The organism is Nonomuraea solani, from assembly GCF_900108335.1.
Classification (GTDB): domain Bacteria; phylum Actinomycetota; class Actinomycetes; order Streptosporangiales; family Streptosporangiaceae; genus Nonomuraea; species Nonomuraea solani.
Map to the genome: position 1 here is coordinate 143,188 of NZ_FNVT01000007.1, position 14,120 is coordinate 157,307.

12 protein-coding genes are annotated in these 14,120 nt (G+C 72.0%); 10 read left to right on the top strand and 2 right to left on the bottom strand.

Annotated features, from left to right (window positions below; all coding sequences use genetic code 11):
* Positions 1–57: 57 nt before the first annotated feature.
* Genes C4V41_RS25800 through C4V41_RS25815 form a run of 4 tightly spaced genes read left to right on the top strand, consistent with a single transcriptional unit; the run spans position 58 to position 4,211 of the window.
* Positions 58–1,248: a cytochrome P450 gene (locus tag C4V41_RS25800; protein WP_103958522.1), complete on the top strand. Its 1,191-nt coding sequence runs from the start codon at positions 58–60 to the stop codon at positions 1,246–1,248.
* 18 nt (positions 1,249–1,266) lie between these two features.
* Positions 1,267–2,010 (top strand): HAD family hydrolase, encoded by a 744-nt coding sequence (locus C4V41_RS25805; RefSeq protein WP_103958523.1) that lies wholly within the window; start codon positions 1,267–1,269, stop codon positions 2,008–2,010.
* Positions 2,007–2,276, top strand: a complete 270-nt coding sequence (locus C4V41_RS25810; RefSeq protein ID WP_103958524.1) for a DUF4031 domain-containing protein — start codon at positions 2,007–2,009, stop codon at positions 2,274–2,276. Before C4V41_RS25805 ends, C4V41_RS25810 begins: the two co-directional genes overlap by 4 nt.
* 42 nt (positions 2,277–2,318) lie before the next feature.
* On the top strand, positions 2,319–4,211 hold the full coding sequence (locus C4V41_RS25815) for a hypothetical protein (RefSeq protein WP_103958525.1): 1,893 nt from the start codon (positions 2,319–2,321) through the stop codon (positions 4,209–4,211).
* Here the strand turns inward: C4V41_RS25815 and C4V41_RS25820 are convergent.
* Positions 4,208–4,837, bottom strand: coding sequence for an HD domain-containing protein (locus C4V41_RS25820; RefSeq protein WP_407670060.1), 630 nt, complete (start codon positions 4,835–4,837; stop codon positions 4,208–4,210). The genes C4V41_RS25815 and C4V41_RS25820 overlap by 4 nt on opposite strands.
* 107 nt (positions 4,838–4,944) lie before the next feature.
* Here C4V41_RS25820 and C4V41_RS25825 point away from each other — a divergent pair, with 107 nt between their 5' ends.
* The 3 genes from C4V41_RS25825 to C4V41_RS25835 all read left to right on the top strand — a co-directional run bounded on the left by C4V41_RS25825 (position 4,945) and on the right by C4V41_RS25835 (position 8,125).
* On the top strand, positions 4,945–6,108 hold the full coding sequence (locus C4V41_RS25825) for an alpha-hydroxy acid oxidase (protein ID WP_235030380.1): 1,164 nt from the start codon (positions 4,945–4,947) through the stop codon (positions 6,106–6,108).
* A gap of 105 nt (positions 6,109–6,213) precedes the next feature.
* On the top strand, positions 6,214–6,633 hold the full coding sequence (locus C4V41_RS25830) for a hypothetical protein (protein ID WP_103958527.1): 420 nt from the start codon (positions 6,214–6,216) through the stop codon (positions 6,631–6,633).
* Between the two features lie 226 nt (positions 6,634–6,859).
* Entirely contained in the window at positions 6,860–8,125 is a 1,266-nt protein-coding gene (locus C4V41_RS25835; protein ID WP_103958528.1) for a hypothetical protein, read from the top strand.
* A 6-nt stretch (positions 8,126–8,131) separates the two neighbouring features.
* Here C4V41_RS25835 and C4V41_RS25840 read toward each other — a convergent pair whose 3' ends face one another.
* Positions 8,132–8,704: an RNA polymerase sigma factor gene (locus C4V41_RS25840; RefSeq protein WP_160150393.1), complete on the bottom strand. Its 573-nt coding sequence runs from the start codon at positions 8,702–8,704 to the stop codon at positions 8,132–8,134.
* 179 nt (positions 8,705–8,883) lie between these two features.
* On the opposite strand from C4V41_RS25840, the gene C4V41_RS25845 reads away from it, so the two are divergent.
* Genes C4V41_RS25845 through C4V41_RS25855 form a run of 3 tightly spaced genes read left to right on the top strand, consistent with a single transcriptional unit; the run spans position 8,884 to position 14,103 of the window.
* Positions 8,884–9,594 carry a Crp/Fnr family transcriptional regulator gene (locus C4V41_RS25845; protein WP_103958530.1) on the top strand — a complete coding sequence of 237 codons (711 nt, stop codon included), beginning with the start codon at positions 8,884–8,886 and terminating at the stop codon, positions 9,592–9,594.
* 22 nt (positions 9,595–9,616) lie between these two features.
* On the top strand, positions 9,617–10,888 hold the full coding sequence (locus C4V41_RS25850) for an oxygenase MpaB family protein (RefSeq protein WP_103958531.1): 1,272 nt from the start codon (positions 9,617–9,619) through the stop codon (positions 10,886–10,888).
* On the top strand, positions 10,885–14,103 hold the full coding sequence (locus tag C4V41_RS25855) for an ATP-binding protein (protein ID WP_160150394.1): 3,219 nt from the start codon (positions 10,885–10,887) through the stop codon (positions 14,101–14,103). Before C4V41_RS25850 ends, C4V41_RS25855 begins: the two co-directional genes overlap by 4 nt.
* Positions 14,104–14,120 lie beyond the last annotated feature (17 nt).

Genomic DNA, 14,120 nt, shown 5'->3' on the forward strand with positions numbered 1-14,120 from the left:
ATCTATGCAGGGATTTATCCCAACATGGTGCGATGTATCCCAGCAGGACGGATATCGATGTCAGACACAGAAGAGTTCCCGCTCGTCCAGTTCATGCGCGACGGGTTCGACCCTGTCGGAGAGCTCGGGCGCATCCGGGCCGAGCACCCGGTCTTCCCCATGGAGATCCCCGGCGGCCAGACCGTGTACCTCGTCACCCGCTGGGAGGACGTACGCGGCGTTCTGGGCGACCACGAGCGCTTCAGCAACGACTTCGCCGGTGTGATCGGGCTCGGCTCCAACCAGGAGGACCCGGGCGGGCTCGGGTTCCGTGACCCGCCCGAGCACACGCGGCTGCGCAAATACCTGACCCCCGAGTTCACCATGCGCCGCCTGCGCAGGCTGGAGCCGCGGATCGAGGCCATGGTCGAGGAGCATCTCGACCGGCTCGAAGCCAAGGGCGCCGGGGGGCGGCCGGTCGACCTGGTGGAGGAGTTCGCGCTGCCGCTCCCGTCGCTGGTGGTGTGCGAGCTGCTCGGCGTCCCGTACGAGGAGCGCGCCGGCTTCGTCAAGATCAGCAAGGACCGGTTCGACTTCACGGCGGGGCCCGAGGCGTCGCTGCAGGCCATCAACGACGCGATGGCGTACCTGACGGACCTGGTCGCCAGGGAGCGGAAGAACCCGGGCGAGGGGCTGCTCGGGCAGTTGCTGCGCGAGCACGGCGACGAGCTCGACGACCGCACGCTCGCCAGCATGGCCGACGGGCTGCTGACCGGCGGGCACGACACCAGCACCAGCATGCTCGCCCTCGGCAGCCTGTGGCTGCTGCGCAACCCCGAGCAGGCCGCGAAGGTGCGCGAGGTCGACGGCTACGTCAACGACGTGATCGAGGAACTGCTGCGGTACATGACGGTCGTCCAGGTCGCCTTCCCGCGCTTCGCCCGCGACGACCTGGAGCTGTACGGCGTACCGATCAAGAAGGGCGAGATGGTGCTGTGCTCGCTCACCGGCGCCAACCGCGACGCCGCGCTCGGCAAGGGCGTGGGCGACATGGACGAGGTACGCCCCGGCAGGGAGACGGCCGGCCCGCACATGGCCTTCGGCCACGGCATCCACCGCTGCATCGGCGCGCCGCTCGCGCAGATGGAGATGCGCATCGCCTTTCCCGCGCTGCTGCGCCGTTTTCCCGGGCTGCGGGTGGCCGGCGAGGTGCCGTTCAGGGAACTCGCCATCGTCTACGGGGTCAAAGAACTACCCGTCGCCTGGTAGAGCGGTTACGTTCGCAATGTGAACGAGCCTGTCATCGACCTGACCACGATCAACGCCGTCGTCTTCGCCACCGACGGCGTGGTCACCGACACCGCTCGGGGGCACGCGGCCGCCTGGAAACACGTCTTCGACACCTTCCTGCGCGGCCGCTCGGATCCGTTCGACATCCGCGACGACTACCTGCGCCACGTCGACGGCCGGCCGCGCCTCGACGGCATCCGCACGTTCCTGGCCGCGCGCGGCATCGAGGTGCCCGAAGGCTCTCCCGAGGACGAGCCGGGCGCGCCGACCGTGCACGGGCTCGGCCTGGCCAAGGACCAGATCTTCGTGGCGCAGGTGGACAAGTACGGGGTGGCCGCGTTCCCGTCCACGGTGGCGCTGCTGCACGAGTTGCGGCGGCGCGGCGCGCGTACGGCGGCCGTCTCCGCCAGCCTGCACGGCCGCAAGCTGGTCGGCTCGGCGGGGGTCATGCACCTGTTCGACCTGATGGTGGACGGCCATGACGCCGCGCTGATGAACCTGCCCGGCACGCCCGACCCCGCGCTCTTCACCGAGGCCGCGCGCCGGCTCGACCTGGCCGCCGCCAGGGTCGCGGTGGTGGACTCGGCCCTGCCCGGGGTCGAGGCGGCCCGCAAGGGCGGGTTCGGGCTGGTGGTCGCGGTCGGGGAGACCGACGAGCTGCGGGCCCGTGGGGCGCACCTCGCGGTGCCCGATCTGGGCGAACTGAGCGTTCGTGGCAGGGTCCTACCCTTGACCTCGTGACCGTTCTCATCGATCCGCCCAACTGGCCAGGGCCGCGCGGCCTGATGTGGTCGCATCTCGTCAGCGACAGCTCGCTGGAGGAGTTGCACGACTTCGCGGGGCGGCTGGGGGTGCCGGTGCGGGCGTTCGACCGGGATCACTACGACGTGCCGGAGACCGTGCACGCGCGGGCGGTGTCGATGGGGGCGGAGGCGGTCAGCTCGCGTGAGCTGCTGCGGCGGCTCATCTCGGCGGGCCTTCGCCGGCGTAAACGCCATCATTCTTGATGGCCTGCGGACCGTCGCCGGGCGCCGCTACAGTCCTCGATCATGAATTTTCATGGCAAGACGGTCGTCCTCGCGGACGCCGGGCGGGAGGACCTGGCGGACCGCCTCCGTGCCCTCGGCGCCCGCGTGACGGACTCCCTGGAGGAGCCCGCCGATCTGTGGTGCGGCTCGGAGCCGGACGAGGACGTCTGGCGGCTCGGGATCCCGATGCTGACCGAGGCCGACCTGTACGAGCTGCTCCTGCGCGGCACGCCCGAACCCGGCCCGGGAGACTTCCCGGGGGCCGGTGTGCCGGGGGGCGAGCCCGAGCGGGTGCACGCGGTGCTGCGGGCGGCCGACTGGGCGGCGTTCGTGCCGGAGCGGGACCTGCCGCCGCTGCGTGAGACGCTCACCGCGCTGGAGCGCGCGCACGGGGTCACGCCCGCCCACCTGCTGGCGACCGAGCGGCTCGTGGAGCGAGGGGCGCGGTTGCGGCACCCGTACGCGCGGCCGGCCTTCGGGGTCACGGGCGCGATCACCGGCTTCGCGCTCAGCCCGTCCGGCCGCCACCTCGCCACCGGTCACTGGCACATGGAGGAGGAACGGGGGACGCTGCAGATCTGGGAGCTGGCCACCGGGCGCGCCGTCAACGCGGTCGCCGGCATCGAGGGCGGCGTCGGCTGGCCGGGCTGTGTGGACACGGTCCAGTGGTCGGCCGACGGGAGCCGTCTCGCCCTGGCCTTCCGTACGAACATGGTGGGGGTGTGGGATCCGTTCGGCGCGTGGCTGAACCCGTACGGGGAGGCCAACGTCACCGACGGGAACGACAGCGCGGCCACGTTCGCGCTGGCCCCGGACGGGCGGAGCGCCTACATCTCGATGCGGAGCGACCACGAGGTCATGGGGTGCGTGGCGGCGCTGGACCAGGGTCACGTGTTCTTCGCCGCGCAGTTCGGTGACGTCGAGGGCCCGCTGCCGGAGCTGCTGCCCGAGCCGATCCCCGGGGAGATGAAGTCGCGCCTCGACGACGGCGAGTGGTTCTTCGACCAGGTGTGGTACTCCCGGGACGGCAAGCGCCTGCTCGGCCACGACCACGACTTCGCGTGCGCGGTCGAGTTGCCCGGCGGCCGGATGCTCTGGCTGGCCGAGACCGGCGGCCCCGCCGTGTGGAGCCCCGACGAACGGCTGGTGGCGGCGGTGGGGAACGGCCGGCTGGTCGTCCTCGACGCGAACACGGGCCACGAGATCGGCTCGCACCCGGTGGCCGGGGCGCCGTACTGGGGCATGCGCGGGGACGTACCACGGCTGGCGGTCGTGATGGAGGACGGCGCGGGCGTCGGGATCCATGACGAGCACGGCGGGTTCCGGTACCACCTCGGGATCGAAACCATCGACGGGACCGGCGCGGACCCGCACTCCGGGCAGGAGCTGCCGTGGGCGTGGGCGCCCTCCGGCGAGCACGGCGCCTGCCTGACCTCCGGCGGGCGGGTCGAGGTGTGGTCGCTGGGCGCGGAGCCGGAGCTGGTGCGGTCGGCCGAGGCGCCGGACGAGGCGACGGCGGTCTTCTGGGGCGACGGCGACGTGCTGGCGCTGGCCGGTGAGCGGGCGCTGCGGTTCGTCCGGGCGATGACCGGTGAGGTGCTCGGAGACTTCGTCTTCGACCTGGAGTGCGACGTGGAGCCTCCGGTGGAGGAGGACGCCCTGCTGGACGACGTGTTCGGGGCGGACTCGTTCGTGCTGGACGAGGAGGCCTGGTGCACGATCGCCGCCCCCGCCGTGGGGCCGGCGGCGGGCCTGGTCATCGTCCCTGGAGATCGGCTGGCCGAGCTGGACGCGGATCTGGCCTGGACGGTGGAGCGCCGCTTCGCCTGGCCGGTGCGGTGGGGCCGCCTCGACGTCGTCCCCGACGCCGAGTCCGCGCGCGCCACCCTCGAACGCGCCTCGGAGGAGCTCTAACCGGTCAGCCTGGTCAGTTCGGCCGTCATGCTGGCGCGGGCCGGAGCCTCCCACAGCTCCCGTGCCAGGGCGGTGCGGAAGAGGGAGGGTGTGGCGAGCAGGCGGCGCAGCACCTCCGCGCGGCCCTGCCTGAACAGCTCGTCAGGGACGTGGGCGTACTCCTGGCGGATCGCCGCCGCGTAGTCGTCGTAGCCGGGGCTGCCGAGCACGGCCAGGTCGGCGTCGCACAGGACGGCGCCGTTACGGTCGCCGGGCCGGAGGGTGTCGTGGGCGGCCGTGAGACGCACCAGCCGGGCGACCTCGGCGACCCGGCCGGCGGGCACACCGCACCTGGGGAGGGCGGACTGGGCGAGCTGGGCGCTGCGTTCCTCGTCCGAGCCCGGCCTGCCGTCGTAGACCGCGTCGTGGAACCAGGCCGCGAGCCGCACCGCCGTCACGTCCTCGGCCTCGGTGGCGAGCCGGTCGGTGGCGGCGAGGACGGCGGCCAGGTGGGTGAGCGTGTGGTAGCGGCGGTGCGGCTCGGACCAGCGGGCGACCAGCTCGGCCCGCACGGCGAGGGCCGCCGGCGAGCCGCCCGCCAGCCCCGCCCACCGAGCAGCCGAGATCCGGACGTCAGAAGAGTCGATCACCCTGCCCACCGTAGCCGGGTGACCGGTTTGGTACCGTCCTGGGCATCGACAGCATCGGAGAAGAGCCACGGCGCCTGCCCCGCTGGCGGGAGTTGCGGGCCGTCGTGCCCCGGCGGCCGCGGTTGTCCAGGAAGGCCAGGGTCGCGGGGGCGGCCGACGTCGCCGATCTGCGGCTGCTGGCGCGGAGGCGGGCTCCGCGGATGGTGTTCGACTACGTGGACGGCGCGGCTGAGGGCGAGTGGTCGATGGCCAGGGCCGTGGAGGCGTTCGACCGGGTGGAGTTCAGCCCGCGGGTGCTGCGCGACGTCGCCGACGCCCCCACCTCGGTCGAGATCCTGGGCCGGCGGATCGAGATGCCGGTCGTGCTCGGCCCGACCGGGTTCACCCGGATGATGCACCGCGAGGGCGAGCGCGCCGTGGCGCGGGCCGCCGCGGACTCGGGCGTCCCGTACACGCTGTCCACCATGGGCACCACGACGGCCAGGGACGTGGCGGCCGCGGCGCCGGGCGGGTGGAACTGGTTCCAGCTCTACGTGGTCCGCGACCGCGCCCGCAGCCTGGAGATGTTGTCCCTGGCCGCCGGCGCGGGCATGGACGTGCTGGTGGTGACCGTGGACGTGCCGGTGGCCGGGGCGCGGTTGCGCGACGTGCGGCACGGGCTGACGATCCCGCCGTCCCTGCGCTGGCGCAGCGCGCTGCAGGCGCTGCGGCATCCGGCGTGGTGGTTCGACTTCCTCACCAGCGAGCCGCTCAGGTTCGCCACCGTGGACGGCGCGCCCGGCGACCTGGCGGGGATCACCAACATGATGTTCGACCCGTCGGTCACGGTCGCCGACCTGGAGTGGATCAGGTCGGCCTGGCAGGGGAAGCTGCTGGTCAAGGGCGTGCAGCGAGTGGACGACGCGAAGGAGCTGGCCGCCGTCGGGGTGGACGGGATCGTGGTGTCCAACCACGGCGGGCGGCAGCTCGACCGCTCCCCCACGCCGCTGGAGCTGCTGCCTTCCGTGGTGGACGCCGTGGGCGATCGCACCGAGGTGTTCCTGGACGGGGGCGTCAGGAGCGGGGCCGACGTCGCCGCCGCGGTCGCGCTGGGCGCCCGGGCGTGCTTCGTGGGCCGGGCCTACCTGTACGGGCTGATGGCGGGAGGCGAGCCCGGCGTGCGGCGGGTGCTCGACCTGATGCGCGCCGAGCTCGTCCGTACCCTGCAGTTGCTGGGAGTGGGCGGGGTCGGCGGCCTGAGCCGCGACGCCGTCCGGATCCGCATGTAACGAAATTTCCGGCATTTATTGACAGAAAGGCCGCGTATTTAGCCGCCGGTGTCTTCACTCTGCTCCTTCACACGGGGATCTGTCCCGCGCGGAGAGGAGATCGAAATGGCCACCGGAGAGTTTCAAGTGATGAAAGTGCCGGCCGAGCAGTTGACCGGTATTCTTCACGGCCAGGTTGTCGATCCCGGAGCCCAGCCCACGAACGTCGTACGGCAACGTGAGGGCTGGACCGTGGATGTGAGCTGGGAGGTCACCGGCGAGCTCATCGACTGGCTGGCGGGCTGCTGGCAATTGGAGATCATCGCCGACCTGCTCGGGGGAGGCGAGACGAGGCATCCGTCACCTCCGGTGGAATTGACCTTCACACCTGGCTCGGGGCGATATACGGCCTCCATTCCCATGCGCGGCCAGCTCTCCCCTGGGACATATGACCTCGTGGTCAATCTCACGACCACGACTGCCGCGGGCACCGCGGGGGCGCTCGGCGGATTCGTGGTGATCAGCAAGATCCTCGTGAAGGAATGAGAGCCGCCGCCCCGGGCGGGCGTCCCGGGGCGGCGCGACGTGTGCCCGCGCGCGATTCCTCTCCTATCGCCCTGCAAGCCTTCCGCAAGGTGCCCCTCCTACCCTCCTGGCTGGCGGCCACGGGGCAAAGGCAGGCCGCCGACTGTATCTGACGCCGCCGGAGCCGCTCTTATCTCCATGAGCACTCCTCTCGAGGCGACGGGACCGGCAAAAACGGGAGACCGCAATGTCCGACACTCCGATGACCGCGGACGACGTGCTGCGCATCGCGGCCTACAAGGACCGCAGCGCCGCGCTCGAAGCGATGGTCATCGCCTACAGCTACCACCGCGTCGCCGCCGACCTGGCCGTGCACCTGGGCAGGGCGGCCAACAACTGGTACTGCTACGCCACCTGGACCTCCAAAGCGGTCGGGGAGAGCCTCGACCTCGGCCCTGATTCGCCGTTCATCGACGACTTCGGCCGCCGGTTCCGAGTGCCGCACCGCTTCCGGAGACTGTTCAGGGCCATGCTGCTCACCCTGCTGGGGCCCAGCTACCAGCTCGGGCTGGCGCTGGCCAACCGCGCCATCTTCCTGGAGACCGCCAGCCTGGCGGTCAACCTGTGGAACGACGAGCCCGACCGCTACCTGAAGGTCAGCCCGGAGTCCGACCTGACACCGGCGCCGCCGGAGTTCCTGACCGACCTGCTGTCACCGGCCGACCCGCGCTACCTCAAGGAGGCGGCGCGGCTCCTGGTCGAGGCCAAGAAGGCCGACGACCCCGAGGTGCGGGCCGAGCTGATGCTGGGGGCCAACATCGCGCTGTCGGCGTACGAGCAGGCGCGCGCGCAGGCCGCGCTGGAGCTGGTGCTCTACCGGCCGGTGCGCTGGATGACCCGGGTGTCGTGGCGCTCGCTGCGCTCCCTGGTGACCCGCAGGCGCTTCCCGAGATTCCGCCTCTACGCCGCCCGCCACGAGGACCAGCCCTGGCTCACCCGCAAGCTGGAAGAGCTCTGGGCCTCCCTCTACACGCGGCACCTGTTCTCCGTGCGCACCCCGCTCAGCGACATCAAGGTCGGCCGGCCGCTGACCGCCCCCCAGGGCGTCGACCTGGCCAAGGTGTGGCGGCCGATCCAGAACGAGCGCGTGCGCAAACTGGCCGAGGAGTTCATCACCGAGGACCAGGAGGCGTCCACGGCCGGGGTCGCCAACTGGGTGTCCTATCCCGACCGCATGCGCTTCATCGTCAGCTACTTCCGCGTCTACCAGAACGTGGACGCGCTCTACCGGGTGCCGTTCGACCAGGAGATCGCCGACGGTCTGGCCGCGGAGATGACGCGGGGGCTGGTGCCCGAGGCCGTCAGCCAGTTGCTGGAGGCCAGGCCGGGCCGGCGCCGCCGGGGCAAGGTCTACTCCTATCCGACGGAGACCGACCCGGACGCGTACGAGATGGCCCACTTCGACTTCGAGCCGTTCCTGGAGGCGATCCCCCTGGACCCGGCCCGTAAATAGACAGCTTCAGTCGAGGAAGTCACGCGTGATCTCGCGGGCCTGAAGAAGCCCGCGCAGTTTCGCGAAACAGCGGGCTCGGGTGGGCCCGATGCTCCCGACCGGCCTGCCCAGCCTGCGCGCCACGTCCACGTAGTGGGGCTCGGAGGTCTCCGTGAGCGCTCTGAACAGCACGCGCTGCGCCGCCGGCAGCTCCTCCACCAGCTCCTCCAGCGTTCCGGCCAGCCAGATCCTGGCCAGTTCCCTGTCCACGTCGTCCGTGCTGCCCAGTGAGTCGAGGTCCGGTGTGCAGATCTCCTTCGTGCGTCTGGTGAGCTTGAGGCACTCGCGGAAGGCGATGGTGGCCAGCCAGCCCGCCATGCGCTGGCCGTCGGCCACGCTCCTGAGGTTCTGCCAGGCCAGCAGCCAGGTCGTCTGCAACACGTCCTGGGCGTCCTCGTGGCTCAGCCTGAACCGGCGGATGCGGGCCTTCAGCATGGGACTGAACTCCTCGATCAGCCGCTCCCACGCTTCGGCGTCGCCGTCCTGGGCGGCCGACACCAGCGCGGCTGTGTCGAGTCGTTCGATGGTCTCCACAAGCATGTCGTTCTCCCTGCCGGTCCGGGTTCTCGGGGGGCCTCTTCCGGCCGGCATCACCACCGTGCGCCGAGTGATCGCGGAGGGCTGTTTCGCGCGTGACAGTGGGAGTGTGTTCTGCGTCACATTCGACAGATCAGTTACCAGATACTGGCGACTCGCGGAATGCGGCCTAAAGTTCTTGCATGACTGCGCGCAGCGGGCTGCCCCACGAGGTCGAGCCGGTCGCCGCCGTGCTGGCGGAGATCCCGTTGTTCCGCGTACTCGGGGAGAGCGGCATCCAGAGCACGGCACGGGCGGGCCTGGCCCGCAGATACCGGTCCGGGCAGATCATCTTCCATCAGGGAGACCCGGGAGAGTCGCTCTACGTGCTGCTCGACGGGCTGGTGAAGGTGGTGTTCACCACCGAGCACGGCGACGAGATCGTCCTCAACATGCTGAGCAGGGGCGACACCTTCGGCGAGATGGCGCTGCTCGACGGCTCGCCGCGCTCGGCCTCGATCGTGACCGTACGTCCCGCGTGGGTGTTCGCGCTGCCCAGGGCGCGGCTGCTGGAGCTCATGCGGGAGCACCCGGCGCTGGCCGACGAGTTCCTGCGCCTGCTCGGCCACATGGTGCGCAGGCTCACCGGCCAGGCCGCCGACCTGGCCTTCCTCGACCTCGGCGGGCGGCTGGCGAAGCTGCTGCTGCAACTGGCCGACAAGCACGGGCAATCCGACGGCGTGGTGGACCTGCCCGGGCTGACCCAGTCGGACCTCGCGGCGCTGATCGGCGCGTCGCGACCGGCGGTCAACCGGGCTCTGCAGTCGCTGGTGTCACGGGGACTCATCGACATCAAGGGCCGGACGATCACGCTTCTCGACATCTCCGCCCTGCGGAAACGGGGCGGCCTCTGACCGAATCTGGAGTACGGGGTACATGAACGTTCAAGATGAGCGCTGGCCGGCGGAGAGGTTCCGGCAGCTCAGGCAGCAGGCGGACCCAGACGTCGACAAGGTGGTGGCCGAATATCTGGAGACGCAGCCCGCGGACCGGGGGCCGCTGCAACTGCTGCAGGACATGATCGTCGAGCTGCGCCAGGCCAAGGAGGACGGCAGGCCGCCGTCCGCCGGCATCTTCGAGGCGCTCGACTTCACCAAGGAGCTGCCCGAGTGGGGCCACGACCGGGCCATGCTCGCCCGGGGGCAGGCCGTCTTCGCCGATTACGGCCTCTACCAGTCGGCCGCGCTGTTCTTCGCCTGCCTGCCGATGGCGTACGTGGAGGTCTCCAGCGCCAAGGTGCTGGCGGGCGTGTCCCACCTGGCCACGCACAGCCTCACCCGCCGGGTGGCCGAGACCGGCCAGATGCTGGTGGACGTGATGGGGCTCAAGGCCACCGACAGCCTGGAGCCGGGCCGTCCTGGGCACACCACGGCGATCGGGCTGCGGATCCTGCACTCGTTCGTGCGCGCGCTGGTCGAGGAGCGCCACGCCGATGACTGGGACACCGCCAGGTTCGGGCCGCCGGTCAACCAGGAGCTGCTGCTGGCCACGCTCTTCGACTTCTCCGTCGTCACCTGGGAGGCCATGGAGACGATGGGCGTGGAGCTGAGCCGCGACGAGCGGGAGGCCCACCTCTACACCTGGAGCGTCTTCGGCCACCTCATGGGCGTGGAGGTGTGCCGCGACGGCCCCCTCACGCTCGACGACGTCGACCCCGTCGGCGCGCGGCTGGGCCGCCTGTGCGAGACCAGCGACGAGGGCCACCGGCTGATGGCGACCCTGCTGTCGGAGATGGAGGGGTTCATGCATCTGGGCTGGCGCAAACTGCCGCGCAGCCTGGTGCACTGGATCTTCCGCGACGCCGCGCACGGCGCCGACCGGGTGCCCGAGCTGCTCGGCGTACCGAAGCCGGCCTGGTGGTGCACGGCCCTGTTCTGGCTGGGCCGCGAGGCTCACCGGACGCCATGGGTGGCCCGTCCGGTGCGCGGTGTGATTCGCTGGCTGGTACGCAGGGCCGGCCGTCACATCGTGGTGGCCCTGATCGACCGCCATTCCAACGGGACGGCGGCGTTCAGGATCCCCGACGACCTGGCCCGCGCGTGGCGGATCAAGCAGTCCAAGCCGGCGGTGAAGACTCGCGCGATCCGCGGCACCGTCCGCGAGAAGCTTCGAGCGCCCACGCAGGGGCTGAAAGGGCCGCGCACGTGACTGCGCCACATGAGCCGGGCACCCTCACCACGGCGACGATCCTGTTCACCGACGTGGTGAGCTCCACCGCGCTGCGGATCAGGCTCGGTGAAGAACGCGCCAACGACGTCTTCCGGCGGCTCTACCAGCTCCTGCGCTCGGTGGTGACGGCGAGCGGGTCGACGTTCACCAAGAGCCTGGGCGACGGGCTGATGGCGGTGTTCGACTCGGCCACGGCCGGGCTCGACGCCATCATCGCGGTGCAGCAGGCGGTGGCCGACGAGAACGAACGGGCCCAGGAGAAGATCTCCATCAGGGCCGCGCTCGCGGCGGGCGACGTCGCCTGGGGCCGCGACGACGTGAGCGGGCTGCCGACCGTGGAGGCGGCCCGCCTGGTCGCGGTGGCCGAGGGCGGCCAGGTGCTCTGCACCGACCTGGTGCGGCGACTCGCCCAGGGGCGCAGCAGGCACGAGTTCAAGGATCTCGGGCGGCTGCCCGGCAAGGGGCTGCGCGAGCCGCTGCACACGTTCGAGCTGCACTGGCAGAGCGCCGACCACCATCTGGGCGGCCGGCTGGCCCCGTGGCTGGACGACGGGCACGTGCTGCCCTTCGTCGGGCGGGAGGAGGAGCTGCGGGCGCTCGACGGGGAGTTGGCGGCGGCCGAGTTCGGCAGCGGGCTGGTGATCCTGGAGGGCGAGCCGGGGGTGGGCAAGACCCGGCTGGCCTCCGAGGTGGCCAGGCGGGCGCTCAAGCGGCAGTTCACGGTGCTGGCGGGGCGGTGCACGGATCCGGCGCGGCAGGCGTACGAGCCGATCGCGGCGGCGGTGGAGCGGCTGGCCCGCACCTCGCCCGCGCTGCTGCTGCGGGCCGGGGTGGACCAGCAGTGCGGCCAGCTCGTCCGGCTGGCGCCGTCGCTGGCCGCGCCGCCGCTGTCGCTGGAGGTGCCGCCGGCGACCGAGCCGGTGTCGGAGCGCTACCACCTCATGGCCGCGGCCCGTACGCTGATCGAGCGGCTGGCCACCGTACGGCCGGTGCTGCTGGTGATCGACGACCTGCAGTGGGCGACGCTGGAGTCGCTGCAGATGCTCAACGCCCTCATGTGGGACGCCGACGCGCTGCCGCTGCTGATCATGGCCATGTCGCGGCCCGTGCCGGTCGAGACGGCCGTGCCGGAGCTGCACAAGCTGACCGCTGACGCCCGCGTCGTCCAGGTGCCCTCGTTCGGGCTCGACGAGGTCTCCCACGCGCTGACGGAGGCGCGCGCCCGCGGCGACGCCGCGCAACTGCACCGGATCACCGGCGGCAACGCCTTCCTCATCAGCGAGGTCGTCAGAGAGCTGGCCGCGGGCAAAGAACTCGACGCGCTGGCGGTGCCCGACTCGGTCACCCGGATGGTCATGGCCCGCATGGCGCAGCTCCACCCGGACGCCAGAGACCTGGTCAGCCTGCTGGCCGTGGGCGAGCGGATGGAGTCGGCGGCGCTGCGCCGGGGCCTGGGCGACGACGCGGGTCTCGGTGAGGGCCGGTTCGTGGCCGCGGTCGAGGAGGCCATGGGCGCGGGCCTGGTGACCATGCTGGACAACGGGTCCTGCCAGTTCTCCCACGAGCTGACCAGGAACGCCCTCTACGCCACGCTCTCGCCGCCGCGCGCCGCGCTGCTGCACGGGCGGGTCGCCGACGCGCTGGTCCAGTCCGACCCGAAGGCGATGGAGTCGCGGCCGTACGTCGTGGCCACCCACCTGCTGGCCGCCGCCGAGCACGGCCGCGACCCGGCCCGGGTGAGCGCGGCGGCCGACGCGGCCGAGCGCGCGGCCCGGCACGCGCTGGCCGGGCTGGCCCACCGCGAGGCGGTCACCTGGTACCAGCGGGTGCTCGACCTGCTGCGCGACTACCCCGGCGCCACCCAGGAGCGGCGCGCGGACCTGCTCGTGGAGTGCGGCAGGGCGATGTGGCTGGCCGGGCACCCGGAGGCCAGGCAGACCCTCGCGCAGGCGGCCGACCTGGCCAGGGAGTGCGGGCGCGGCGACCTGATCGTGCTGGCCGCGCTCGGCGGCGAGCGCGGCTTCTCGACCGTCTCGGCCGCCCCCGACCAGCAGCGCATCGCGCTGCTCACCGAGGCCCGCAAGGTGGTCGACTCCACCGACGTCAGCACCAGGGCGCTGCTGGCCGCGCTGCTCGCCTCCGAGCTCATCTGGGCCCCCGACGGCGAGCGCCGCTTCGCGCTCAGCGACGAGGCGGTGGCCCTGGCCCGCAAGGCCGGCGACCCGCGCACGCTGGCCAGCGTGCTGGGGATGCGCAGCCTGACCATCATCCCGGCCGACCCGCTGCACCAGCGCAACCGCGACGGCGACGAGATGCTGGAGGCGGCCCGCCAGACGGGCGACGACCTGGCGCTGTTCCACGCCTACGTGCAGCGCACTCCCCCGGTGCTCGACAGCGGCGACGCGGCCAAGGCCGCGACCCTGCTCGACCGGGCCGACGAGCTGGCCAGGCGGCTCGGGCAGCCGCACCTCAACTGGCTGATCGGCTACTCCAAGGCCGGGCTGACCCTTATGCAGGGCGACCTGGCGCAGGCCGAGTCCGAGGCGGAGGCCGCGATGCGGCTGGGCTCCGGGATCGGCCGCCGCCTGGAGGCCGTGGCCATCTACTCCGAGCAGATCGCCGAGATCCGCCGGCTGCAGGGGCGGCTGTGGGAGCTGCGCGACCGGCTGCGCCGCATCGCCCAGGCCCCGCAGGTCGACCCGGTGCACGCGGTGCTGCGCTACCTGTGCGAGCTGACCGATGCGGAGGCCGCTCCCCTGCTCGACCGCATCCTGGCCGGCGGGGGCGCCGAGCCGCCGCGCAACATGGCGCACCGGCCCGCTCTCGACAACCTGGCCGTGGCCGCCGCCCGCCTGGGGCGGGCCGAGCTGGCCGGGCAGCTCTACACCTCGCTGTCCTCCGACGGGGAGACCTTCGGGCACGGCGCGGTGGCGCACCACTGCGGCCACCACTACCTGGCGCACCTGTGCGTGGCGATGGGCGACCGGCAGCGGGCCGCCGAGCACTTCGAGGCCGCGGCCGAGGTGCACGAGCGGCGCGGGGTGCCGCTGATGCTGGCCGAGTCGCTGCTCGACTGGGCCGAACTGCTCGACGGCGGCGAGGTGAACGGGCCCAAGCCGGAGGATCTGCGCGAATGGTGCGGGTCGCTGCTGCCCGGCCGGGGCGCGCTGCTGCTGGAGCGCCGTCTCCGCTGAGTTACAGGGCCGCTGAG